The 24,249-nt window shown below is 46.2% G+C and carries 19 protein-coding genes and 1 pseudogene; 1 reads left to right on the forward strand and 19 read right to left on the reverse strand.

The window, feature by feature from the left end; all coding sequences use genetic code 11:
- Positions 1-7 precede the first annotated feature (7 nt).
- The 10 genes from ACLTD4_RS05535 to ACLTD4_RS05580 form a co-directional block, all read right to left on the reverse strand.
- Positions 8-862: a class II fructose-bisphosphate aldolase gene (locus ACLTD4_RS05535; protein WP_055656132.1), complete on the reverse strand. Its 855-nt coding sequence runs from the start codon at positions 860-862 to the stop codon at positions 8-10.
- A gap of 16 nt (positions 863-878) precedes the next feature.
- Positions 879-1,718, reverse strand: coding sequence for a carbohydrate ABC transporter permease (locus tag ACLTD4_RS05540; protein WP_055656134.1), 840 nt, complete (start codon positions 1,716-1,718; stop codon positions 879-881).
- Positions 1,719-1,734: 16 nt separating this feature from the next.
- A complete protein-coding gene (locus ACLTD4_RS05545) occupies positions 1,735-2,655 on the reverse strand; it encodes a carbohydrate ABC transporter permease (protein ID WP_055656136.1) in 921 nt (306 codons plus the stop codon).
- Between the two features lie 14 nt (positions 2,656-2,669).
- Complete coding sequence (locus ACLTD4_RS05550) at positions 2,670-4,076, reverse strand: sulfatase-like hydrolase/transferase (RefSeq protein ID WP_117620868.1); 1,407 nt, start codon at positions 4,074-4,076, stop codon at positions 2,670-2,672.
- Between the two features lie 51 nt (positions 4,077-4,127).
- Complete coding sequence (locus tag ACLTD4_RS05555) at positions 4,128-5,483, reverse strand: ABC transporter substrate-binding protein (protein WP_117620869.1); 1,356 nt, start codon at positions 5,481-5,483, stop codon at positions 4,128-4,130.
- 216 nt (positions 5,484-5,699) lie between these two features.
- Positions 5,700-6,710: a LacI family DNA-binding transcriptional regulator gene (locus tag ACLTD4_RS05560; RefSeq protein ID WP_117620870.1), complete on the reverse strand. Its 1,011-nt coding sequence runs from the start codon at positions 6,708-6,710 to the stop codon at positions 5,700-5,702.
- A gap of 100 nt (positions 6,711-6,810) precedes the next feature.
- Positions 6,811-8,154, reverse strand: coding sequence for an L-fucose/L-arabinose isomerase family protein (locus tag ACLTD4_RS05565; protein WP_117620871.1), 1,344 nt, complete (start codon positions 8,152-8,154; stop codon positions 6,811-6,813).
- 245 nt (positions 8,155-8,399) lie between these two features.
- Positions 8,400-9,833, reverse strand: a complete 1,434-nt coding sequence (locus tag ACLTD4_RS05570) for an ABC transporter substrate-binding protein (RefSeq protein ID WP_117620872.1) — start codon at positions 9,831-9,833, stop codon at positions 8,400-8,402.
- Positions 9,834-9,861: 28 nt separating this feature from the next.
- Positions 9,862-11,064: an AGE family epimerase/isomerase gene (locus tag ACLTD4_RS05575; protein ID WP_055656148.1), complete on the reverse strand. Its 1,203-nt coding sequence runs from the start codon at positions 11,062-11,064 to the stop codon at positions 9,862-9,864.
- A gap of 21 nt (positions 11,065-11,085) precedes the next feature.
- Positions 11,086-12,447, reverse strand: coding sequence for an ABC transporter substrate-binding protein (locus ACLTD4_RS05580; RefSeq protein WP_117620873.1), 1,362 nt, complete (start codon positions 12,445-12,447; stop codon positions 11,086-11,088).
- A gap of 1,127 nt (positions 12,448-13,574) precedes the next feature.
- Between ACLTD4_RS05580 and ACLTD4_RS05585 the strand changes: the two are divergent.
- Positions 13,575-13,667, forward strand: a pseudogene (locus ACLTD4_RS05585) (hypothetical protein); the annotation flags it as partial.
- A 117-nt stretch (positions 13,668-13,784) separates the two neighbouring features.
- Here the strand turns inward: ACLTD4_RS05585 and ACLTD4_RS05590 are convergent.
- The 9 genes from ACLTD4_RS05590 to ACLTD4_RS05630 all read right to left on the reverse strand — a co-directional run bounded on the left by ACLTD4_RS05590 (position 13,785) and on the right by ACLTD4_RS05630 (position 24,119).
- Positions 13,785-14,516: a sulfite exporter TauE/SafE family protein gene (locus ACLTD4_RS05590; RefSeq protein ID WP_117620874.1), complete on the reverse strand. Its 732-nt coding sequence runs from the start codon at positions 14,514-14,516 to the stop codon at positions 13,785-13,787.
- Positions 14,517-14,699: 183 nt separating this feature from the next.
- Positions 14,700-15,497: a sulfite exporter TauE/SafE family protein gene (locus ACLTD4_RS05595; RefSeq protein WP_055656153.1), complete on the reverse strand. Its 798-nt coding sequence runs from the start codon at positions 15,495-15,497 to the stop codon at positions 14,700-14,702.
- A gap of 36 nt (positions 15,498-15,533) precedes the next feature.
- Positions 15,534-16,679 (reverse strand): N-acetylglucosamine-6-phosphate deacetylase, encoded by a 1,146-nt coding sequence (nagA, locus tag ACLTD4_RS05600; RefSeq protein WP_243008258.1) that lies wholly within the window; start codon positions 16,677-16,679, stop codon positions 15,534-15,536.
- Positions 16,680-16,853: 174 nt separating this feature from the next.
- Positions 16,854-18,347 (reverse strand): lactate racemase domain-containing protein, encoded by a 1,494-nt coding sequence (locus tag ACLTD4_RS05605; RefSeq protein ID WP_002600838.1) that lies wholly within the window; start codon positions 18,345-18,347, stop codon positions 16,854-16,856.
- Positions 18,348-18,376: 29 nt separating this feature from the next.
- Positions 18,377-19,213, reverse strand: a complete 837-nt coding sequence (locus ACLTD4_RS05610) for a triose-phosphate isomerase (protein ID WP_055656156.1) — start codon at positions 19,211-19,213, stop codon at positions 18,377-18,379.
- Between the two features lie 18 nt (positions 19,214-19,231).
- Entirely contained in the window at positions 19,232-20,428 is a 1,197-nt protein-coding gene (locus ACLTD4_RS05615) for a diphosphate--fructose-6-phosphate 1-phosphotransferase (protein ID WP_117620876.1), read from the reverse strand.
- Between the two features lie 561 nt (positions 20,429-20,989).
- The gene (locus tag ACLTD4_RS05620) at positions 20,990-22,024 is read right to left on the reverse strand and encodes a Gfo/Idh/MocA family protein (RefSeq protein ID WP_117620877.1); all 1,035 of its coding nucleotides are present in this window, start codon (positions 22,022-22,024) and stop codon (positions 20,990-20,992) included.
- Positions 22,025-22,058: 34 nt separating this feature from the next.
- A complete protein-coding gene (locus ACLTD4_RS05625) occupies positions 22,059-23,276 on the reverse strand; it encodes an ROK family transcriptional regulator (protein WP_055656167.1) in 1,218 nt (405 codons plus the stop codon).
- A gap of 18 nt (positions 23,277-23,294) precedes the next feature.
- Entirely contained in the window at positions 23,295-24,119 is an 825-nt protein-coding gene (locus ACLTD4_RS05630; RefSeq protein WP_055656169.1) for a carbohydrate ABC transporter permease, read from the reverse strand.
- Positions 24,120-24,249: the final 130 nt, after the last annotated feature.

Here is a 24,249-nt window from a genome sequence, read left to right on the forward strand (position 1 = left end):
TGTTATTTTAAGCTTTTCCTTCAGAACCGGCCAGGCGGATAATATCCTTGATGTCTTCTGTCAGTCTGTCATTGGCAAACTGGGACAGTTTCCAGGAATGTCCCTGATGATCCAGAGTCTTAAGTCCTTCTTCATAGTGTTCCACGTATTTATACCGGATCTCGGTACCAAAATTAATTTTTGCCACACCCAGCTTAATCGCTTCCTTCACAATCTCTTCCTTCATTCCAGTACAGCCATGAAGTACCAGTGGGATATCCGTAAATTTTCTCACTGCCTCCAGTACTTCTAAATGGATATCCGGCTCTCCTTTGTAATAGCCATGGGCATTACCAATGCCAATCGCCAGGGAATCGGGCTGGCACATTTCCAAGAATTCCTTCACTTCACAGGGATCTACAATATTCTTATTTTCCATCACTGTCCCCATATTGTCAAGACGAAGGAGTTCTCCGATTTCCGCCTCCACCGGCACACCAAAGCACTTTGCCACCTTAATTACCTCATTGGTCATAGCCGCATTCTCTTTGATAGGACTTGTGGAACCGTCGATCATCACGGAGGTAAAGCCTAACTTCAGCGCCTCCATACAAATGTCGAAATCAGCACCATGGTCCAGATGAATGGATACAGGGACTGACACCTTGTCGGCACACCACTTGCAGACCTGTACAAACCAGTCATGACCAGAATAAGCGCCAGTAGACACATAGTGCGCCAGAATGATAGGAGATTTCATCTCCTCAGCCGCACGGCATGCAGCCCATATGATATCGTAGTTTCCGCCCTGCGTGTTGAGTGCTGGAATGGCATATCCGTTTTTGGATGCCTCAATTAGATTTTCTTTGTTAGTTACAAGCATAATTTTCTCCTTTTTCTTAACCTTTTACGGCTCCAGCTACCAGGCCCTTAATCATATATTTCTGGAAGAAGAAGAATACAATCACCATAGGTATTGTGCCCACAATGGATATCGTATTGATCAGAGACCAGTCATAGGAAAGCTCGCCCAGATAGCGAAGCGCCACGCCTGCGGATAATGTCCGAAGCGAGTCTGTCTGTATGAGTGTGGATGCGTGTAAATAATCATCCCAGGACAGCAAGAATGCGTAAATGCCAACTGCCAGCATGCCAGGTTTCACTAATGGAACAACGACTCGAAACAGTGTTCCAAACCTGCCTGCTCCGTCTACACGAGCTGCCTCTTCCAGTTCTCTCGGAATCCCGTCATAGAAACTGGACATCAGCATGATAGTGAACGGCAGCTGTCCGGCAGCAATGGCCAGGATTAGTCCCGCATGGGTATTAATCAGATTAACATCTCCAAGTATTTTATACAGGGAAATCAAACGGCTGACAACCGGGAACATCTGAGCGGAGGTAAATGCAGCTATAATCCATTTATTCCATTTAAAGTGGAAACGGGACAGTGCATAACCGGAAATAATTGCCATAAAGGTTGTCAGCAGCGCGGTGGAACCGGCTACAATAAAGTTGTTCTTATAATAGGTAAAGAAATCATTATCCACAGTAAACAGATTGATATAACTCTGGAAAGTAGGATTCCTCACAATAAAGGTCGGAGGGAATTTGTACGCCTCCATATTGGTCTTAAAGGACGTCAGCAATACCCACAAAAGGGGGAACAGCAAAAAGACGAGAATTATAATTAACACCACGTATTTTATTACGCCATTAAGGATACGTTTCCGTTTCATAAGCTTTCCACCCCCTCTACATGTCTTCGCTCTTGAAGATACGGTTATAAATATAGACTACGATAATCATCATCAGCATCCAGACGGTTGTAACCGCAGCTCCTGATCCAAAGTTGTTGGAGACGAACGCCTCCCGGTAGCTTAAGATCGCCATAGTGGTCGTCGAGTTATTGGGGCCACCGCCTGTCATAGTCCAGAACAGCGGGAACTGTTTGAAGTTCTCAATAATGGACATGGATACCGTAACCTTGATTACACTCTTCATGTATGGAAGGACGATGCGGAAAAATCGCTGAACGCCGTTCGCTCCATCAATCTTTGCTGCTTCCTGCATATCCTCCGGGACATTGGCAAGTCCGGCCAGCAGAAGCAGTGTAGCAAGTGGAATCTGCTTCCACAATGCCGCTACCGATACACCAAACATGGCCGTAGCTGGATTATTTAAAATCGCAAAATCCGTAATTCTACCTTTTGTTAAGATTCCTACGAAATACTTAACCAGACCGTACTGAGGCTGGAACATCCACAACCATACAAGACCAGATATCAGTGTCGGAACCACCCAGGGAACCATCATAATACTTCGGATAAACCTTGAAAATTTCACATTGCTGTTAAGAATCAGTGCCAAAGCCATACCGAGTACGAACTGAGCAATAACCACTCCAAAGACAAACGCCAGGGTGTTAGTCATGGATGGAATCAGCTTTCCGTTGGAAAACAACTTTGTATAATTGGCGAAGTTATTCCATACCCCCGGCTGACCCGAGATAATATTTCTCACCTTATAATCGAAAAAACTTCGGTAAATTGAATCCACAACAGGAACCAGAATAAATGAAACTGTTGTGATAATGGCCGGAATCATCAGCGCGATCGCAAATATTTTATCACCCGTCTGGCTCTTCCAGAGGGATTTCTTAATACCTTTCTCCATCGTTACAACTCCCTTTATATATTTTCCCCATATACATTGATACCAGGTCCCAAAAGTCCTGCTAAGTCTCTCTGTCCGCCGCCCATAACCGGCTCCTTAGCACCATCAATTCTTGGATCCACGTACTGTAAAAACCACAGTTCCATCTGCTTCTTCATATCCTGTATCATATCCTGATACTGTTCATCTTCGATTCCGTTATGCGTCTCCCCCGGATCCGCTTCCAAATCATAGAATTCATCAGGACCATATGGATATCTATGTACCAGCTTATACTTCCTGCTCCTAATCATACGGACTGGCCCATACTCATCAAATACAACAACTCTGCCATCTTCACTCTTATGCTCCTGTCCCATCAGTGCCGGCAGAAAACTCTTTCCCGGAAGTTCATCCGCTTCGTCATTCTCAAATCCCAGATATTCCAAAAGAGTCGGCATAAAATCATATCCGCTGTGCATCTCATCACATACCTGATTCTCCGGAATATGGCCCTTATGACACATAATTAAAGGAACCTTTACAGAAGAATCATACATATTGAGCGGGAACGTACCATTTCCCTTCCCCCATATTCCATGATGACCGCAGTTAAAGCCGTTATCACTGGAGAAAATGATCAAAGTATCTTCCATCAGATTCTCCTCTTCCAGCTTCTTTAAAATACGTCCTACATTATCATCCATAGCCGTAACCGCTGCAAAATAACCGATCAGGGATTCTCTGGGCCTTTGATATCCTGCGAGTACTTCTGTCTTTGCCCACGGATGCGTCTCTCCCTGTGGACATGTTTCAAACGGACAATCCTCATAGAGATCCGTATATTTCTTCGGATGGCAGTCAATCCACGGAGAATGGGGAGCAGTATAATGCACGCTTAAATAAAATGGTTGCTTTTTATTCTTTTCTCTGTCTATGAAAGATATCGCTTCATCAGTAATAATATCAGTTATGTACCCCTCTTCCTCCACCTTTTTTCCGTCCCGGAACATTGGTGCATTATAGTAGGGGCCGCCCCCCTTCTGGTGTGCGTACCAGAAGGAGAAGCCCTTCTGCGGATGGCCGCCGTCGCCTAAATGCCATTTTCCGCTCAAGCCACAGGTGTAGCCTTCTTCGGCCAGGATATCCGTATACCCGCGGTGATCCTTTAAAAACTCAATTGCAGCCTGGGAAGCGCCTCCGTTTCCCCCGCTTAGATAATCAAGAATTCCGTGTTGTGACGGAATCTTTCCAGTTAACAGAGAAGCTCTGGCAGGAGAACAAACCGGTGACGTACAGAAAAAGTTATCAAATCTCACTCCCTGTCTCGCCAACTTATCAAGGTTTGGCGTCCGGATCTCGTAATTGCCATAACAGCCCATGGACCAGATTCCCTGATCATCCGTCAGAATAAATACAACGTTCGGTTTCTTTCCTGCCATATCTTTCTACCTCTTTTCTCTTTCTTTGATTCTTATACTATCTTTCATTCCCTATGGAAGCAGCGGCTGTACGGCCGTCTTAAATCCTTCGATCGCCGTATCCACGTCCTCTCCTCCTACCGTTACTGCCTGTGACAGTGCACAAAGTTCCAGGTTAAATTCAGATAATGTTGGGAACATGTAAACCGGTTCTGCCTTCTCAACAGAATCTCCAGCACCATTTAAAATCGGGCTGTTTTTTACAGCTTCCATATCCTTCATAGAATTTTTCGCCGGAAGAGCTGGTGCAATGTTGGCAATATAGTCATTTAATACTTCAGGTGTAATTACGTACTGGATAAAATTTTTAACTGCTTCTACATGTTCCGGTCCATTGTCCACTGCTACAAAGCAGTGAGACTGAAGTGTTGATGCACCATCACCGTTTCCGCCCTTTAGCGGCTCTGCTGCTGCTGCAAAGTTCACTACATCAGGGTTAATGGATTTTGCACCGTTAAAGCCCCATGAATTATCGTAATACATAGCCAACTGGCCAAGTGCAAATAAATTTCTTAAATCCTTCGGTTTCGCGTTCTGCGGATTGTACCCCTTCTGATCCAGAAGTTTTAACATCTCCAGGGATTCTTTAAATGCAGGATCGTCAGCAGTAAGCTTGCCATTATCGTCAATAACCTTTCCACCAAAGTTAGCTGCAAACGCCTGAATAGAAGAACCAATTACGATAACAGACGCTGTCGGCTGCCCAAACGCATATACTTTATTTCCATCATCCGTTGTCAGAGTTGATAACTTCTCAGCCATCGTAAGCATCTCGTCATATGTTTTTGGCGGCTGATTCGGATCAAGACCGGCTTTCTTAAACAATTCCTTGTTGTAGAATAAAAGGGACGGTGATACATAAAGCGGCGCTCCGTAAACCTCTCCATCGATGGAGTGTGCCTCAAGAATATTCGCATAGTAGTCATTTAAGAAAGATTCATCCAGGACGTCCTTCATCGGCATTGCCAGACCAGAATCTACCAGTGCTGGCAGCCAGATCATCTCACTGAAAACACAGTCCACACGGTCTCCGCCGCCTGCCATGTTGATAACCTGATTTAATATCTCTCCATAAGGGGCTGTTACCCATTCAATCGTTACATTCGGGTATTTCTCTTCATATCCGGCCTTTACACTGCTCCAGAACTCATCATATCCCTTTTCCAGAACGGCGTAGTTGGCAATCTTTAATGTAACCTTTTCTCCGCTTCCAGCTTCGCTCGTCTTCGTTTCCTCTTTTGCCCCTGCCTCTGTCTTCGCTTCCGTGTCTGCTGCACTCCCCGCCGTACTGCCGCCTCCACCGGAACATCCTGTGGTTAACGCCATAACACATGCAAGTGCCAGTGCTGCCAGTCTTCTTTTTTTCATTGTAATACCCTCTCTTTCCTCATTAAAATATAGTTTTTAGAGTTTCTATATTATTAGCTTGGGGAATATACACACGAGTGTATATTCCCCAATATAAAATGGTTTCCCATTTTATAATTTCATAATGCTGCGTTCGGCGCTTTTCACTTTTTTCTGTAAGTCTTTCATTTTTCTATCCCGCATCTTCCTATATTTTTTTACTTTTCAAGCGCCTTCTTAAGTGCTTTCACGAACGATCAGTTTCGTCTCAAATGTCGCATTTTCCGGCATCTTCCCCCCGATCATCTGAACCATCATATCAATAACCGTTCTGCTTATCTCTTCCCGCTGCATCTCCAGTGTAGTAAGCTTAGGAGAACAAAACTGGCTGATGCTGGAATTATCAAATCCCACAACACCGATATCCTCAGGTACGCGTTTTCCAATCCCAATCGCCGCCTGCATGGCTATACAGGCTACCATATCGTTACGTCCCATCATTCCATCCACATACTCGTGACTCCGTAAGTAATTCGCCACAGTCGCTGTCAGCTCCTCTTCCGTATGGCATCCGGCTATTACTGTACCATCACTAGCCTGCAAGCCGTGATCGTGAAGCTCATCTAAGTAACCGCTGAGTCGCAGATCTGATGGACCGCTAACATTCCCCCGCCTGCTGATTCGATCAATGTAGATTATGTTCTTTTTTCCTCTGCTGATCAGGTGGTTTACTCCTCGTCTCGCGCCGGAATACAATCCGGAAGCCAGCGTCGCCACATTCTCAGGCAGAGTATCGTGTTTCTTATGTTCAAACAGCAGTACCGGAATTCCGGCCTTACTGAAGTGTCTTACATATTCTTCCGGAAAGCTGATAGAACTGATAATAATTCCATCATACTGGCGGCTTATGACCTGCGAAACAAACTCCGGTGTATTTCGGTTGGCGCAAAGAGAAATCAGAAATCCCGCTTCATACGCATACTTATCCATCTCGCTGACAATTCTGCTGAAATATTCATTCGTGATCTGATCTGCAATGAAAAGCAGCTGATTACTTCGTTTTCCTTTTAAAGCTCTCGCCACATTGTTAGGCCGGTAGTGCAGGGCCGCAATAGCCTCTTCCACTCTCTGCCTTTTATCTTTCGCTACATAACGATTGTTATTCACGACATACGATACAATGGTTTCGCTCACCCCTGCCGCCTTTGCCACATCTGCTCTTGTGACCCGCTCACTGTTTCTCTCCATACGTTCTTTTCTCCTTGCCGCATACACTGAAACTCCAGTGCTGTACTTTTATTCAGTATACCTCTGTATGAGAAAAAGTGTCAATGACCACAGTCAGCTTTTACATCTCAATAACCGGAATATTAAGCAATGCACAGATCCCCTTCATGGCTTCCGCCACATCTTCCCAGACAATACTGTAATGGTGAGGAATTCCCTCTGCTATAATTCCTTCTATGATCTCTCTAACCGGCCGCTCCACTTTTACACTGGCTGTAACGCCTTTTGTACAGCGATCCATTGCGACTGCTTCTCCGCTGAGAAGAAAGAGTTTATATGCTCCGTCAATATTACAGAACCTGGCAACCGTCACCTTTCCAGGCTTCAGGGCCCCATAAAAAGCGGTTCCCTGTCCAGCCAGCGGATGGTTTCTGATTTCCACCTCATACTCCTTATTAAATAAAGATGGAGCTGCATTTCCACAGTGCCAGAAGGTGATTACATTCTTCTCCTCATCAATATTAATCAAATCTGTAATAAAACTTGGCTCTCCCGTGAGATAATACTCTGTCATCTGAGCCAGTTCTGCATCGACATCGCCTTCACACCCAATGATAATCCCATCATCAGCCAGCCTTCCCAACACTGCACACGGTGTCGTATGTAAATTTCCCATCTCCGGCCAGCACTTAATCGCTGCAAAATCGTAATGCTGTTCTGCCATTACATCTTTTAATGCCAGGTATAATCTGGAATGATTATCCATATGACCCTTTGGCAGGTTCTCAATATCATAAGTTTCCGCCATCTTCGCCATATCTGCCTCATATACTTCCGCCGGCAAACGATCCATCTTATCAAAAACTACTTTTAGATCGGTCTCTTCAATCTTAACTCCAAAGGTTCTTCGAATCAGTCCTTCATCGAATGCACAGTTATAAAATGCTGTCGGACGGTATCCCAACAGACCTAATGTCGTATGCTTTAAGGACTTAACCGCTCCATAGGCACGAAGAAGATTTATGACTTTCTCTGCTGCCCTATCCTCTTCCCTGCTTCCGTAAACCGTATGACAGGAGACTCCCAGCCGTCTTAATGCGGCTGCATTCATTGTCATGGAACAGAGTGCATTGGAATACAGTCTGTCTTCCCTTTCAAAGGGGACCTCATACGGTGCCCAGAGGATAATCGGTTTCTGAAGCATTTCTGCAAGATAAGAAGCTACATCATCACCAGTAAACGCCCCATATACAAGAACGATGACATCAACTTCCTGTCGCTTAAATTCTTTGACCGCCGCTTCTACAGACTCACTTCCGCTGCCAAGTTCTGGCGCACGGACTACTTTTGATTCCGGCATCTGGGCTTCGAGCCAGTCTCCGTACTCTTTATTTCTTTGCTCAGGAATCTCTCTCGGCCATCGTCCTGAACAGGTTGTTATAAAACCAATCGTTAACTGCATCATATTACCTTCCCCATTTCTTAGTAATTTGCACAATTATAATTTATATCAACTCGTGTGTATATATCATTTTTACCATAACTAAATGTCGTTGTCAATACCTTTTTTTAATTATTTTTGTTTTAGGAAATATAGCAGTCCATGCTCTCCGTCTAATGATCAAATTTTCCTATAAACAAAGCGGCAGCACGTTTCTTATTTCAGTCACGTGCTGCCGCTTGCAAAACCGTTGATACCACTGGCCTATTTTATGGCAGCAATGGCTGAACAGACTTCTCAAAATCTGCTGCCGCCGTCTGGACCTCCTCATCCCCCATCGTCACAGCCTGAGCCAGAGCGCAGAGTTCCAAATTAAAATCTGCCACTGTCGGAAACATCAAACTGGGAGAGAGATGGTTTACTGTATCCCTGGCGCCTGCCAAAAATGCGCTGTTATTCACACCCTCCATATGTTCCATGGCTTTCTTAGCCGGGTACGCTGGTGCAATATTTGTCATGTAGTCTTCCATTACTTCAGGAGTAATCACATACTGAATGAAATTCTTAACCGCTTCTTTTTTCTCCTGGCCGTTGTCAATTGCAATAAAACAGTGGGACTGTGAAACTGTCTCACCGCTTCCCCCGCCTCCAGCCAGTGGACATGCAGTAGCTGTAAAATCTGCTGCTGCCGGATTAATAGAAGTGACACCGTTGATTCCGCCAGTCTTATCATAATACATAGCCAGCTGCCCCAGTGCAAAAAGATTTCTTAGATCCTTTGCCTTTGCGTTCTGGGGATTATAGCCCTTTTCATCTAACTCCTGTAAAAATTTAAAGGCATCAACGAATCCAGTATTTTTCACATTCAGCTTTCCATCCGCATCGAATATCTCGCCGCCAAAATTCTTTATCAGCCCCTGCAGATAAGATCCCACTACAATCACCGATCCAGTTGGGAATCCGAACGCATATACCTTGTTTCCGTCAGATGACTTTAACTGTGACAACTTCTCTGCCATCACCATCATTTCGTCATAAGACTTCGGCGGCTTCTCCGGGTCCAGACCAGCCTCCTTAAAAAGTTCCTTGTTGTAAAATAATACCGGCGGAGTCAAATACAGAGGAGCTGCATAAACAGTGCCATCCATAGAATGTGCCGCTAATGCATTCGGATAATAGTCATTCAAAAAATCCGAATCCAGTACCTGATCCATAGGGGCCGCCAGTCCGGCTTCAACCAACGACGGAATCCAGATATCCTCGCCGAAGACACAATCCACTTTGTCTCCGCCTCCTGCCATATTAATAACCTGGTTTAAAATCTCGCCGTAAGGTGCTGTCACCCATTCCACTGTTATATTGGGATATTTCGCCTCATATCCCTCTTTTACATTCTGCCAGAATTCCTCATACCCCTTTTCGAGAACTGCATAATTTGCAATCTTTATGGTTACCGGACTTCCGGAATTCGATCCTGAAGTATTGGCCGTTGGAGCGTTTTCCTCTATCTTTTCGCTGGATTCCCCGTTGTTTTCCTTGTCTTTACCAGTCTTTTTCTCTGCGTTGGTATTTGCGTTGGTATTTGCCTTTGTATCTGACTCTATTTCTGCACCACTCTCCTGTGCAGTATTATGATTTGCACACCCCGTCATCACTACCAGCAGACAAGCCAGTACAAGCGCTAACCTCCTCCTTCTTGTCATAAGTTTCCTTCTCCTTTCTAAACACAGATCAACTCACAGTTTCAAATAATACGCTGAGATTCATCAGCGCACGCGGTACATGAAACGCCACCCTGTGCTTTCCCCCTTTATTTTTGCGAAGCGGCGTCCCTTCCCGATCCAGGACGGGATACCAGTCTCCTCCTTTCTCAGGTTTAAAATGCGTCTGGCAAAATTGATGAAGGTGACGAAACTGCTCGATCGAAGTCTCGTTTCCTGTCAGCACCGCCGCAAGAGCAAACGCATAAAGACTCTCACAGTTCACCCAGTCCACCTTGTCATCCGGCTTAAGTTCTCCTGTATCCGTTTTTAGTGTATCCTCTCCCTCCTTCCCATAGCAGTCAAACCGATGAATCACACCCCCATATGTCCGGTCAACTGCCACTTCAGCAGTATCTTGGATAATGCTGAGCGCACTCGAAATCACATCATCATCCATTCCTCTTGCATAATCGATACAAAACCACATTCCTTCAAAAATATGGCCAGGATTGACAATACGTCCCTCCGGAGTATCCCATACAGTCCCATCTTCTTTAAGACTTTCCAACAGATATCCGCTTTTATTTTTCCCAAAGAAATACAACAGTTTATGAATACAGAAATCAATAAATGGTCCAGTGACATCTTTTCCAAGAACTTTTTCAGCTATCATGGATGAATGAACAGCAATCATGTATGGAGAATGTCTCTCTATCCCTTTTAGCCACACATGCGGTTTTATATCCCGGAACTCAGGATCCATAATATGATTTTTCGCACGATCAAACGTCTCCCTAATCAGTTCATAATCCGTCTGGTCTCCCGATGCAGATGCATACTGTGCCAGCGCAATCAGGGCAAATAGATCCGTAAAGATGGTGGTTGTTCCTTCTATCACCCGTCCTCCATCTTCCGACACCTCATAATACCATCGGCCCTCTCCGGCGTATGCATGGTGAACCAGAAAATCACGTCCCAGCTTAGCCAGTGAAAGCCACTTATCCTCATGACCAGAATATTCATAATAGGCAGCAAACATATACGTTTGGCGTGCTTGAGCCCATATATTCTTACGCCTGGAAACCAGTTCCCAATCCTCGCCGAAATCGGTTATATAACCGCCGGTCGGGTCCACAGTATGCTTCGCCCACTCTTCCATAATATCTGAGAGCTGACTTCTATACATGGCAGCCAGTTCCCTGGCTTCTTCGCTTTTTATTCCCGTTTCCATACTAATCCTCTCTGAACGTACTTAATCAAGAATCATTTCTGCAGCCTTCTTAAAGTCTGCGATTGCCTTGTCCACATCCGTTTTTCCAACGGTTACCGCCTGAGCCAGTGCACAGAGTTCAAGATTTAAATCACTGTTCTGCGGAATGAAAACCTGTGTCTTTGTATTTGCCTCAGAACCGGCAGCTCCCTTTAAAATCAGACTATCATCCACCGCGTGTTCCATAGATTTCTTAGCCGGGTATGCAAGCGTCTCATTAGACATACGGTAACTTAGATTATCATTCGTTATGATATATTCAACAAGCTTTTCTACAGCTTTCTTTCGTGCTTCTCCATTATCCACCATCATCAGGCAGTGGGACTGTAAAATACTCTGTCCCGTACCGCTACCGCCTTTTAAAGGCTTTGCTGTAACCGTAAATGCTTCCGATTCCGGATTAATCGGTTTTATACCTGCAAATCCCCATGATTGATCATAATACATGGCAAGTCTGCCCAGAGCAAATAAGTTTCTCAAATCCTTCAGCTTTGCATTCTGTGGGTTATAGCCTTTCTCATCCAGAAGCTTCAGCATTTCAAAGGCCTGCTTAAATCCTTCATTGTCACAGCTTAACTTTCCATTTTCATCGAGCACCTGGCCTCCAAAATTGAATACCATGCTCGTCAGGGAAGCACCCGATACCGGCACCGATGCCGTAGTCTGACCAAATGCATATACCTGATTTCCATCTGCGTCCTTTAATTCAGAAAGTTTCTCTGCGCACTTAAGCATCTCCTCATAGGTAGTCGGAGGATTCGATGCATCCAACCCGGCCTGCTCAAACAAATCCTTATTGATGTACAAAATATACGGTCCTACATATAATGGAAGAGAATAAAGCACATGATCAATCGAGTGTGCTTCCAAAACATTAGGATAGAAATCCGCCAGATACTCCGCCGACATAATGTCTGATACCGGACATGCTATTCCCGAATCCGCCAAAGTTGGAGTCCAGTCCAATTCACCAAAAATCAGGTCAACATTCTCGCCGCCTCCTGCCATATTAATAACCTGCTGCACCATTTCCCCAAACGGTGCCGTAATCCATTCAATCGTTATATTGGGATTCTCTGCTTCAAAATCTGTTTTAATCTTTTCCCAGAAGGCGCTGTTTCCTTCCTCCAACACCGCGTAATTAGCAAACTTAATTGTAACCGGCTCCTCCTGGCTCTTCGTATTTTCTGTGTTTGGAACCTCCTTCTTGGCCGTCTCTGCCTGGCTTTCTTTTGTTTCCTTGTTAACCGGCACCTCAGTTGTTTCTTTTCCCCCTTTTTGACAGCCCGCTGTAAAAATCATTGTACAGGCAAGTGCAAGTGCCATCCATCTTCTTTTCTTCATGTAGATCCCCTCTCTTTCTTAGTACATAACCCCAATTTTGTGCTTCCAATATACACACGTGTGTATATCAGTTATATAAAATGGTCGACCATTTTATTTCTTAAGTATAAATTTAATACACGTTTTTAAATTATGTAATTGAATATTCGCATATATAGCATTTTGCATAATCAGTTTATTATAAATACGTGTGTATACTACATATTTACCACACACTAAATGACTTGTCAATATCTTTTTTATATTTTGAGTAATAGTGCTCATATTAATATAATATTTTTCTTTTTTATGCCACATTTTTCAAAATCAATAAAGGGGTGATAAATATCCTTTCTTTCCCTTAAACTTTGACATTCCTATCGCAACATCTTTCCCTTGATATAAAATGCCCCATACAGGATTCATTACATTTCAACTCCTGGGCGGGGCAGATGCGAAAACTCACCTTCTCTTAATTCATCATAATTTGATCAGACGAGGTATTAATAACAGGGGCAGATACAATGGAACAGACAGGGATACATATGAGTATTCATACCAGCCACTGTTGGTCACAGTATCCAGTACTCCTTTTTTATCCTCCTAAAAACCGGATGCCGTACTTATACCCCCATGGAGGGCATCCGCTATCCCGAATCAAAGCTTGCCTTATACTACCCGGTCAGGCAGCAGTTTGGACTCTGCTCTCAGATGACAGAGAGTGTATTTAAGACCGTCCTTGCAAAATATAAATCCATGAAAAGCAATGGACACCCTTTTCGAAAGTATCTTTTTGAAACTTCGAGTATGATCTTGTCTGGAACCGGGATTACTCCATATCGGATCAGTCCGTTAGCTTAAATACCCTTTCCGGCAGGTTACATATCTCCTTTGAATCGAAAGGGATAGAACACTGGCTGCGTGCCGGCGGACGCTTTGGCACTGCCAGGCTGATTCGGAAAAACAGGAAATATTATCTGCATATTCCAGTCACCCTGTAAGTAGAGAACAGGAATATCTTAAACCATATCGTTGGAATTGATCGCGCGAAAGCCCTTGCCCTGCGAAAACGCCTGCAGACATGGGACAAAATCAGCAAAGTGGAAACTGAAGAAGCTCCGTGAGAAAGCCCCCCTTTTTCGTACGTAATGGTCTCCCAGGCATTCCGACAGTTCCATGAGACGCTGGAATACAAAGCCGCACTGTCGCAGTCAGAAGTCCTTGCGGCAGCCCCAAAGAGCACCAGTCAGAGCTGTCCGGTCTATGGGAATACAACAAAAGCTAACCGCTACAGAAAGAGACATGAATCACATGTCGTATTACGTGTAATTGACGCTGTTCGCAATATTGAATATGTATCACCGAAGCCCTCCCTGCACCACAATCACCACTCCCGCAAATGCCATAAACCCATACACACACTTTCTCATAACATCAATGTTGATCTTCTTAACAATCCTGCTTCCAAGGACACATCCGGTTAAGATGGCAGCAATCCCGACCCCCATCAGAGGGATCAGTGATACAGTCAGAAAGCCATTGCAGATCCTGGATATCAGGTTAAAAATTACCGTGAAGGAAAAAAATGCATTCAGGGTTCCTAAATACTCTTCTTTTGTATCCGTCGCTGCCAGATAAAACAGACTGGCCGGCGGCCCGCTGATTCCAAATAAACCGCCGCAGATGCCAGCCAGAGCGCCGCATCCAAGCTTCATAAAGAATGTCGGTTTCACCGAAAGTTTGCCTGAAAAGGCAAAGAAGTATACCGACAGTAAAATCAGAAATACACCGAAAAATCCTTTCAGCTTTCCCGCGTCCACATAGGCGGAACCATGGATCGCCAGTGTGCTGGTAACCAGATAAACGGCGGCCGGTATCAGGATGCTTTTATAATGCACCGCCTTACGGTATCTCCAAAACATGGAAAATGACAGTGTCATGGTTATGACATCGCTAAGTGCCGGGGCCGCCGTCATATTTAGTATAAGCGGAAGAAAAATCATGATGATTACTGCACCGCCAAATCCTGTAACTGCCTGCACGAGTCCTCCGCAGAAGGAGGAGAAAATTACTATTAGTATCTGTTCCATCGCATCTCCTTTGCTGGTTGCTGGGCACCTCAGTTCCGCTGCCCGCTGGTCCGCAGTGCACCTCAGTTCCGCTCCGCTCCACTTCGGTCACGGGCTTCGCCCTATGAAAAAAGCCAAAGGAAAATTTGTTTATGTGCGAGCACAACACAAATTTTCCTTTGGCTTTTTTCGCACTGCTCATTGCTAACGTGCAAATTGATAAATATTGTAAATATTGATAAATATGATCACAATCATTAAAATGATGAATAACTTGTCGACCACTTTGGAATCAATTTTTTTATTGATGATCCGGCCGCTCATTCCGCCCAGAATGCCGCCGATTACCATGAGCACTAGAAGCCACATGGTGAACTCTGGTACGGTTCTGGTGACCAGGGAATTTATCAGGCTGGTGATTTGGGAGAAGAGAATGATGTATAGGGAATTCTGGGCCGCTGTTTTTGTCTCCATCGAGAAGAAATAGAACAGGACAACCAGATTGATCGGGCCTCCTCCGATTCCCAGGAAGGAGGAGAAAATTCCCAGCACGATACCTATGACGATACATAATGCCGCATTCGTCACGTGAAGCGTTTTTATCTTATCCTTTTTTAGCGTATAAATTAGAGTTCCCAGTGTGATAATGAGCAGACATCCTGCCTGAACTGCTCCCACCATATCTTTATTCACAAACATGTCGGAAAGCGCCTGGAACATGGATTTTCCAACTACGCCTCCGATCGCGGCACCAATCGCTAAGGGTGTCCCCGTCTTCATGTCAATCAATGATTCCCCGCTCATCTTTCCCTTGATTACGGAATAGCAGGTCATGGCCAGCACCGTGCAGCCTGACAGGAAACTGATAGTTGAAACGCTTAAGACTCCAAATGCGTCAAGCGTAGGCTTTATGATGACACCTCCGCCAATTCCACAGATCGCTCCTGCTATGGATGCCCCGAAGCTGACAATCCAGAATAAAATATAAAGATATCCACTCATTATCTAACCGTCTCTTTCTCACTCATTTTTATATATTTAGTAACACTCTTTCCCCTTAACAAAGGTGCGCACAACATTACATTCCTCATCTAAAAATACGAGATCCGCATCCTTGCCTGGCTCGATGGAGCCTACCCGGTCATAGACACCAATCAGTCTGGCCGGATTCTCTGTCAGCATAGGAATGATATCCGTCAGAGAACGGCCCGTAAATTCCAGAAGATTCTTAAGCGCCTTTCCGGTTGTCAGCGTGCTGCCTGCGCGGGTTCCGTCGGTAGCCAGCTTCGCATCGCCGTCCACTACCACCACGTCATTGACTCCCAGCTTATAATTGCCATCCGGAAGTCCGGCGGCCATGATGGAATCCGTGATCGCAACCACACGGTCCAGCCCCTTAATCTTAATGATAAAACGGACTGTGCCCGGATGAAGGTGTCTGCCGTCACAAATCATTTCACAGTACACATCGTCATCCTCCAGTACAGCTCCCCAGATCGCCGGGAAATGCTGATGCAGCAGCTTCATGGCGTTGCCGGTATGAGTTGCCCCTAACGCACCGTTTTGTATGGCTTTTCGCGCCGTATCATAATCCGCGCCTGAATGGCCGATGGCAACCTGGATGCCCAGGCTCTTGATGTAGGGGATGAAATCTACGATGCCTTCCACCTCAGGCGAAACCGTAATATAGCGGACCTCCCCTTCCGCCTCTTCCTGATAAGCCTTTAAAAGCTCCATGTCAGGCTTCTTTAAGAGGTGCTCCGGCATGGCTCCTTTGTAATCCGGACATAAGAATGGTCCCTCCAGATGGATTCCCATCAGATTCGCACCATGATGCTCCGTCTTCTTCCATTCTTTATACATATCGATGGCCTGCATCGTCTGCTCCTTCGTATCCGTAAGGACGGAACAGAGCCAGCTGGTCGTTCCCTGCGAAGCGAAGAAACGGCAGATTTTCTCAAAGCCTTCCGCGTCCGCCCCATTGACGTCCACGCCGACCGCTCCGTGGGTGTGAATATCAAGGAAGCCGGGAACCACACGGCTTCCGCCGGCATCAATCACCTTGTCACAGGACTCATCTCCACAGCCGCCCATACGGGCAATCCGGCCGTCCTTCAGCAGAAGATCCAGCGTCTCAAAACGGTGGTTGTGATAGACAGATGCATTTTTAATCAATGTTTTCACTAAAAAACCCCCTTCCATAAATTAGTACCGTCCGGCGTAAATACGCCAGTCAGCACTGGGTTAACTGTATAAAGCAATACCCCGGGCATTACTTAGAACGGCCCGTCAGCCACAAGGTTCTGCCGCTGTAAGGCCGTTCCGTCATTGTTTTAATCAGAAATCATCAAACACCCTTTAGTGGTGCATATGAGCCGCACAGGCACAGTCTTCCGCGCCCTTTCCCTCATATACGTCATCCTTCATCATCAGATGAACGGCTCCCAGCTTAAATGTCTGCGGAAGAGCAAGAATGTTCGGATTCGGTCCTACAAATTTCTTCTTTGCATCCTCCAGCGCCTCTTCGATGGTTGCTCTCGTCTTAAGTCCCATTCCTCTTGCATATCCCGGATCCTGAGCGCCGCAGAGATAGATTGCGGAAGTGTTCATCTCTGCAATGTGGCCGCAGCTGATCATGGAGAAGCCGTGGAATGGATGGAACGCGTTGCAGTAACGATACTTTCTGATATACTCCTCATTGGTTGCAAAGTACTCGCCATAGCGGTTCATATCCGGAAGTGTATTCATATAGTCGTGCTGGAACATATCGTACATCTCTCTAAGATACGGCCACAGTTCATCATGGAAGTATCCGTTGCAGAGAGAAGCGCAGATAATTACACAGTTATCGCTCATGATTCTCTTATGTCTGATGACCTGGGCGGAAATAGCCTGAAGCAGCATGATCGGATTGGTTCCCATGCCTTCTCCGTAGTGGAAGAACTGAGGCATACCAAACACCATAACATCGTACTTCTTCTCTGCCCACGGCACATACGTTCTCTTGTCTGCCATGATCCAGGAGTGAGGCTGCATTACCTTTGCGTATCCGCTGTTGATCTCAATCTGTCTGGATTTCGTATCGAGAACCGCGTCACAGCAGAAGAATTTCTTGCCCATGCATTTCTCCATGTGCTGTCCGATCTCGTCAAACTTTGTTCTCATCAGTGACGTACCGCTGACCGGAGTAAAGTCCTTCCGGTGCATAACCTCCGGCACATGGTGGGAGGCGATGGAACGCCAGTGCGTAATTCCTGTCGCGCAGTGCTTGTAGCCGCCTGAATATCCGCCATAAGGATTCCCCTGTGTATGGCCGATCAGAATAGCGACATCACTGTCGTAAACATACTTATTCATCAGAACAGGGTCGCCTCTGTCCGTGGTTCCTAAATCTACCAGATGATCGTAATCCTCGCTGTCGTGATTGATGATCTGATGGGTATGCCAGAACTCATGGAACAGCTCGTCGCCCAGAATATTATGAATCTCCTGCTCTGTATTCTTCCGGTGAAGGCCGTTGGAACAGATCAGTAAAATATCTTTTTTCTCCACACCAGCCGCATACAGTTCGTCCAAAATCAGTTTAATGGAAATCTTGCGGTGGGACGTCGGCTGCTCTCCGCCTTTTACACGGTCCGGGAAAATAATGGTAACCTTGGAGCCCTTATGCGCCAGTTCAGAGAGAGGTTCCATACCCATAGGGTTTCTGATGGATTTTAAAGTCTCCTCTACCAGACGGTCCTCCGGAATGCATGCCGGATCCGGCACGGTCTCACCCGGAATAAAGATGTCAGTTGTATCGGGAAGTTCTGCCGCCATAAGGCCGGCGCCGTATTCAAATGATAATTTCATATAAATTTCCTCCTGCTTTTGATTTGCAATCAATGTCCCATGTAGGTTTTAATGATTTCCAGATACTCTTCCGGGTAAAATCCAATCTCTCCCTGGAATCTGGTCAGTGCGATAAGCCCGCCGTCCATTACCGGAACGGAAGCCAGCATCTCTGCATTATCCACCTTTAATCCACCGCCGTACACAACATCGCATCCATCGGTGATTTCCTTAATATAAGTGCCGATCATGGTGATATAGTCCTTATCCGGCGGAATCTTTCCAGGTCCGATGGCCCAGATCGGTTCATACGCAATGGTAACCAGGCTCTTATCCACGCCTTCCAGGCCGACAGTAATCTGCTCCTTTAATACCTCTTTCCATCTCTCCTGCTCTTCAGAGGACTCTCCGATACAGTATAACACAGACAGACCGGAAGAAACAGCCTTTTTTATCTCCTGATTCAGCAGACGGTTCACCGCCTTTGTATCCGTCACTCCAGCTTCCGCCAGGATTCCCGCCTTGTCTTTTCTCTCTTCACAGTGGCCGATAATTGTCGTGGTGCAGCCGATGGCTTTCGCCGCGTTAGCCGTCCTGTTGGTGGTAAATGCGCCGAAATTGCCGTAGGCCGCCGTATCGTCGCGGTATACGCTCTGGCATCCAACCTTAACCGGGCTGTCCTCACACAGTGCGCCTGCGGCCGGAATCAAGTGGGCCTCCGGAAAATACATGGCAAATTCCACGTCTTCACCGGCATATTTTTTTAACTGCTCCTGGGTATTGGATACAATAAAGCTTCCCCACTCTCCAATGGGTGCAATGCTGTTTACCCCGCCGTATTCCTTCGGAATATCAAATCGTTTTAAATTCAAAAAAATGTGTTTCATCGAATCCCCTCCTTTTAATCACTGAGCATGCTGCTCATATAATTCCCTAAAATCAATAAAGTCTCTCAGTTCCGGTCCGATCAGAGGTCTGCACCAGCGAATAAATTCCTCTGTCACATCATTGCCTCGTTCGTTCATGCAGGACTCCGGAATGGTCCGTTCGTACATCATGACTTCCTTAATCGGTATCATCTCTGTGTGCATACGGTATACACCGTCAGCCTTCTCCGCCTCTTCATCACGGATAAATCCAACCATGACGCCGCTCTGGCCCGCTACTGCCGCCTTTAACGCCTCGCTTCCTGCCAGAACCGCTTCATCCCGGTCCACGGGAGACTGCCATGCAATCGACGCCCTTCCACAGATACCCGGCTTTTCGCTTCTCGCCTTAATTCCCAGCTTCTTAATGACCAGTTCTGCTAAATAGGCGCTGACATCTCCATAATACGTGGCCCTTTCCGTCTTGAAGATCGGAGGAACAATTGGCTCTCCCGCTTCATTTTTCAGGCCCTCGCTGACGACTACTACAACTCCGCCCTTTTCTTCATGGATGCGTTTTACATCCTCTAAAAATTCCGCCTCATGAAAAGGCCGTTCCGGCAAATAGATCAGATGCGGGGCATCCCCAGGCTTTTTCCTGGCCAGCGCCGATGCCGCAGTGATCCAGCCGGCATTCCGTCCCATGGCCTCAATGATGCATACGTGAATCGGAAGGGATTTCACATCTACGCCTACCTCGGCGGTCGTGGCCGCTATGTATCTTGCTGCACTTCCATAGCCCGGCGTGTGATCCGTAATTGCGATATCGTTGTCAATGGTTTTGGGAATTCCAACGACACGGATATCCTCATTCTTACAAACCTCGTAAACACGTCCGCATGTATCCATGGTTCCATTTCCGCCATTTAACAGCACATACTTAATCTCATACTTCTTAAAAATGGCGACCATAGCCTCGTAATCTTCCTGCTCCAGCGCATACCGGGACGATCCGATCGCCGTGGCCGGAGTTTCCAGAAGCAGCCTCAGTTTCTCCTCCGGGAATTCCAGAAGATCTAAAAAACGCTCCTTCAATATCCCTTCGCTTCCCCCAATCGCTGCATAAACCTTATCAATTGTTCCGATTTTCTTCGCTTCCTCTATTACTCCGTAAAGGGAAGAATTGATAACCGCCGTTGGCCCGCCTCCATGGACAATCAAAACATTTTCCGCCATGCTTTTCCACCTTTCTTCTTTTTGTTTCTTTTTATGTTTTTGCGTACTTCAATGACTTTATATTAACACATTTCAGAGGGAATTTGCGAAGTTTTTACTCAAACGTTTGCGTGCAGATATGGAGTTTGTATGATGAAATAAAAATAAGTTTTATGGGATTTATTTGTGAGCAGATGGTCTATGATATGAGTTATAAGTACCTTTAATTTATGTTTCTTATACTTATTATTGCTGTATTTTTATGGATATGCTATACTACAAAAAGGAAGAACCGTGTTACAGGGTGGTGTTGGCCTTCATTCTTTAGAATGGAGGTGATGTCTATGAAATTCGATTTTAAAGACCTGATGGCCTTTGGAATGTTTATTCTAGCGTTGCTGACATTTATGTATTTGATCTGTCACTGACCTACATAGAAAAACCACCCCTGAACTTTGGCCGAGCGACGAGGTGGCATTTTCTAAACTCTCATAAGGTCAACCCACCTTGTGGGTGGTTTTTCCTCTTTGTATCTACAATATATCATATTCCCATCAATATTTCAAGGATGCTTTTATATTTTTACTCTTCTGCGGAGTATTTTCTCTCAATCTCCCGATTTTCTTTCGAAGAACGGTAAATATCCAGAACAAGCCCCAGTGTACGTTTCGCATCCTCAGGGTCTGTCTGTACCGGGGTTCCTTCCCTTAGACAGCGGTAAAAATCCCGGATCTGAACCTCGTGATAATTTCCCCAGTACGCCTCTCCTTTTACCTCCGGCCCGACGGATGGAGACACGGTTCTTGGCTCCCGGCCCTTCAACCGAATGACTACTTCATTCTCTATTAAAAGTGCCGTTCCATGTTCCCCGCTTATCTCTACCCGGATGGGGCTGTTACTGGTGTAGTAATTGCAGGCGAAAAACGAATAAACCGCACCGTTTTCAAATGTAATGGCTGCGTCCGCCACGTCCTCCACCTCAATATTAGTCAGGATTCTCCGGTCAATATGACCTTTCACCTTTACCGGTTCGCAGCCCATCAGATAACGAACCAGGTCCAGACTGTGGATGGCCTGGTCGATGACCACACCACCGCCCTCCTTCTCCCAGCTTCCCTTCCAGTCACATTCATAATAGGAAGGCGGCCGCCACCAGTTCAGCGTGGAGAACGCACCTGTGATCCGTCCAAATTCCCCATTCTCTATCATTCGCTTCACTTCCTGAATGCCTTCAATATAACGATTCTGGAATATGACGCCTAACTGCCTTTTATTTTTCTTCGCTGCCGCAATCATCGCATCAGCATCTTCCAGTGACAGCGCGATAGGCTTCTCCGTCAGCACATGAAATCCGGCTTCCAGACATGCAATTACATGCTCCTTATGTAAAAAATGGGGAGTCAGAACGTGAACCACAGACAGCGGCTGCCTCAGCATATCCTCCAGCCTGTCGGAATAACCACAACCGGGAAACGCTGCGGCCAACTGCTCCGCCCGGCTTAATTCCTTATCCACTGCAAAGACGAGCTCCGCTTCTTCCTTCATATTCTCAAACACGGCCCTGTAAACCGACGAAATCCTGCCACATCCAATGATACCTGCTTTTATCTTTTCCACTTAATTACGAATCCTCACTTATTTTATTCAATACTTACTCCTTGATAAAGAACTGTTTGATTGCCAGAGCAGCCCCGCCTCTGGCACCCGTGAAGGGATTAAAATCGATAAATTCAATCTCGATCTCCTGGTCATTCAGACCAAAAATGTGTTTCTTCGTCTCTTCCAGAAGCCGCCTTCGGTTTCTCTTCACCTTCATGATATAGCCATCCACAATAACAAGCGGCGGGCTGATCAGGTTGATGATATTCGCCAGCGCCACGCCGAGGTACATGACAGCCTCCTCCATGATTTTCACCACCAGCGTATCATTGCATTCCTCCGCCATGATGACGTCCTTCATGGTCATATCCGCCGGGTCGGGACACAGCTCTGTCAGCATCGTGGAGGCGCCTGCGGATACAGCCGCTTTACACCGCTTGAGAATCGCCCGTTCACTGGCCATCTCCTCCAGACAGCCGTTGTGTCCGCAGGTCTCGCATTTCGGACCGTTGATTTCCACTACCATATGGCCGGCCTCGCCTGTGCTGGCATTTTCCCCTGTAATCATCCGGTTCTTTACCAGCAGAGGACATGCAATACCATAGGAAATCAGATAGTAAGCAAAGGAATCCGGCCTCAGCGTCTTTCCAAACATCTCTTCTCCGGCCGCCCTTATTCTGGCGTTATTTTCAATGAGTACCGGGACCTCCAGCCTTCTCGTCAAGTCTCTGGCTATATTTTTATTATTCCAGTTTGTCTTGAAGCTTTCCCTCAGGACACCCGCCTTCGCTTCCACAAAGCCCGGCAGGCCCACGCCTACGCCCAGGATCTTTTCCATATCCACTCCGCTCCCGGCGATCAGCTTATCAATACTCTGCGCAAGCGCGTCCATTTCCTCCACATACTCCCCATTCATGGGAGGATATTTCACACTGATTTTCTCATTTCCATGGAGATCCAGCATGCAGATTGCCGTCTGATAGGGATTTAACTCCACTCCGATGGCATATCTGGCATCTTGAACAAAATCAATTTTTACCGGTCTGCGCCCCAGGGAACGCTCTTCCACATCGGAAGCGTCCGCCGGGAACTCATACACCAGCCCTCTCTCGATCAGGGATGTCACGTTCGTCGTAATCGTAGGCGGAGTCAGTGACAGCATCTCTGCAATCTTCCCTCGCGATATAGGGCCGTATTTATAGATAATTTCTTTAATCAGAGCCTCGTTCTGCTTCTTGACTCTTGGCAGATTTGTGCCGCGTGCAGTCATCTCCCCCTCCTTCCTGTCTCAGCCTTTAATCCCGGAGAAAGTAATTCCTTCGATAAACCGCTTCTGGACAATAAAGTAAATGATAATAACCGGCAGGGTAATCATCAGCGCCGTAGCCATCAGAAGCGACCACTCTGTCTTATACTGCGTGGTAAACATCTGCAGCCCGATGCTGAGCGTATACCGCTTCTCATCGCTTAAGTAAAGCAGCGGTCCTAAAAAGTCGTTCCAGGAGTTCATAAACCGGAACAGGGCTACCGTCAACACGCCCGGCACGACCAGGGGCAGCATAATTTTCGCGTAGATATAGAATTCCGAGGCTCCGTCCACCCGCGCCGCATCTTCCAGATCGTGGGGAAGATTCATAAAAAACTGGCGCAGTAAAAAGATCATGAATGGCCTTCCGAAGAAGGACTGGATAAACAGAGGCACATACGTTCCGGTCAGACCAATTTTATTAAACAGGATAAAGGTCGGAACCATCGTGACCTCCTGGGGAATCATCATAACCGCTATGGTGATAAAAAACAGCAGTTCACGCCCCTTCCACTCCAGCCGGGACAGCCCATAGGCCACTAAGGGGCAGGCAACCACCGTTCCCAGCACATCTAAAACCGCAATCACAGTTGTATTGCCCATATAGCGGAAAAATGGAATATAGTTTATTGCCCTGGCAAAATTCTCCCACATAACCGGCTTCGGAATCCAGATCGGCGGATTCACAAGTACCTGCTGATCCGATTTGAGTGCAGTGGAAAGCATCCAGATAAAAGGAAGCAGGAAGAAAAACCCCAGCCCAATCAGAATCAGATGGATTGGAAGCTTTTTTAACCGTTTCATCATAAAATCCCTCCTATTTGTAACGATTCAGCCGTGCATCTTCTTGTTTTCGAAAAGCACGAAAACAAGAAGCCCGGGCGTTCCGCCCTATGTCAGTTTGTACAAAAAAGTGCTTATACAAGCGAGCTTGTAA

Source organism: Hungatella sp. (genome assembly GCF_046966825.1).

Excerpts from the sequence above, each read along its gene's own strand:
- ACLTD4_RS05535 (WP_055656132.1), bottom strand. The coding sequence starts at position 862 with ATGCTTGTAACTAACAAAGAAAATCTAATTGAGGCATCCAAAAACGGA.
- ACLTD4_RS05540 (WP_055656134.1), bottom strand. The coding sequence starts at position 1,718 with ATGAAACGGAAACGTATCCTTAATGGCGTAATAAAATACGTGGTGTTA.
- ACLTD4_RS05545 (WP_055656136.1), bottom strand. The coding sequence starts at position 2,655 with ATGGAGAAAGGTATTAAGAAATCCCTCTGGAAGAGCCAGACGGGTGAT.
- ACLTD4_RS05550 (WP_117620868.1), bottom strand. The coding sequence starts at position 4,076 with ATGGCAGGAAAGAAACCGAACGTTGTATTTATTCTGACGGATGATCAG.
- ACLTD4_RS05555 (WP_117620869.1), bottom strand. The coding sequence starts at position 5,483 with ATGAAAAAAAGAAGACTGGCAGCACTGGCACTTGCATGTGTTATGGCG.
- ACLTD4_RS05560 (WP_117620870.1), bottom strand. The coding sequence starts at position 6,710 with ATGGAGAGAAACAGTGAGCGGGTCACAAGAGCAGATGTGGCAAAGGCG.
- ACLTD4_RS05565 (WP_117620871.1), bottom strand. The coding sequence starts at position 8,154 with ATGATGCAGTTAACGATTGGTTTTATAACAACCTGTTCAGGACGATGG.
- ACLTD4_RS05570 (WP_117620872.1), bottom strand. The coding sequence starts at position 9,833 with ATGACAAGAAGGAGGAGGTTAGCGCTTGTACTGGCTTGTCTGCTGGTA.
- ACLTD4_RS05575 (WP_055656148.1), bottom strand. The coding sequence starts at position 11,064 with ATGGAAACGGGAATAAAAAGCGAAGAAGCCAGGGAACTGGCTGCCATG.
- ACLTD4_RS05580 (WP_117620873.1), bottom strand. The coding sequence starts at position 12,447 with ATGAAGAAAAGAAGATGGATGGCACTTGCACTTGCCTGTACAATGATT.
- ACLTD4_RS05590 (WP_117620874.1), bottom strand. The coding sequence starts at position 14,516 with ATGGAACAGATACTAATAGTAATTTTCTCCTCCTTCTGCGGAGGACTC.
- ACLTD4_RS05595 (WP_055656153.1), bottom strand. The coding sequence starts at position 15,497 with ATGAGTGGATATCTTTATATTTTATTCTGGATTGTCAGCTTCGGGGCA.
- ACLTD4_RS05605 (WP_002600838.1), bottom strand. The coding sequence starts at position 18,347 with ATGAAATTATCATTTGAATACGGCGCCGGCCTTATGGCGGCAGAACTT.
- ACLTD4_RS05610 (WP_055656156.1), bottom strand. The coding sequence starts at position 19,213 with ATGAAACACATTTTTTTGAATTTAAAACGATTTGATATTCCGAAGGAA.
- ACLTD4_RS05615 (WP_117620876.1), bottom strand. The coding sequence starts at position 20,428 with ATGGCGGAAAATGTTTTGATTGTCCATGGAGGCGGGCCAACGGCGGTT.
- ACLTD4_RS05625 (WP_055656167.1), bottom strand. The coding sequence starts at position 23,276 with ATGACTGCACGCGGCACAAATCTGCCAAGAGTCAAGAAGCAGAACGAG.
- ACLTD4_RS05630 (WP_055656169.1), bottom strand. The coding sequence starts at position 24,119 with ATGATGAAACGGTTAAAAAAGCTTCCAATCCATCTGATTCTGATTGGG.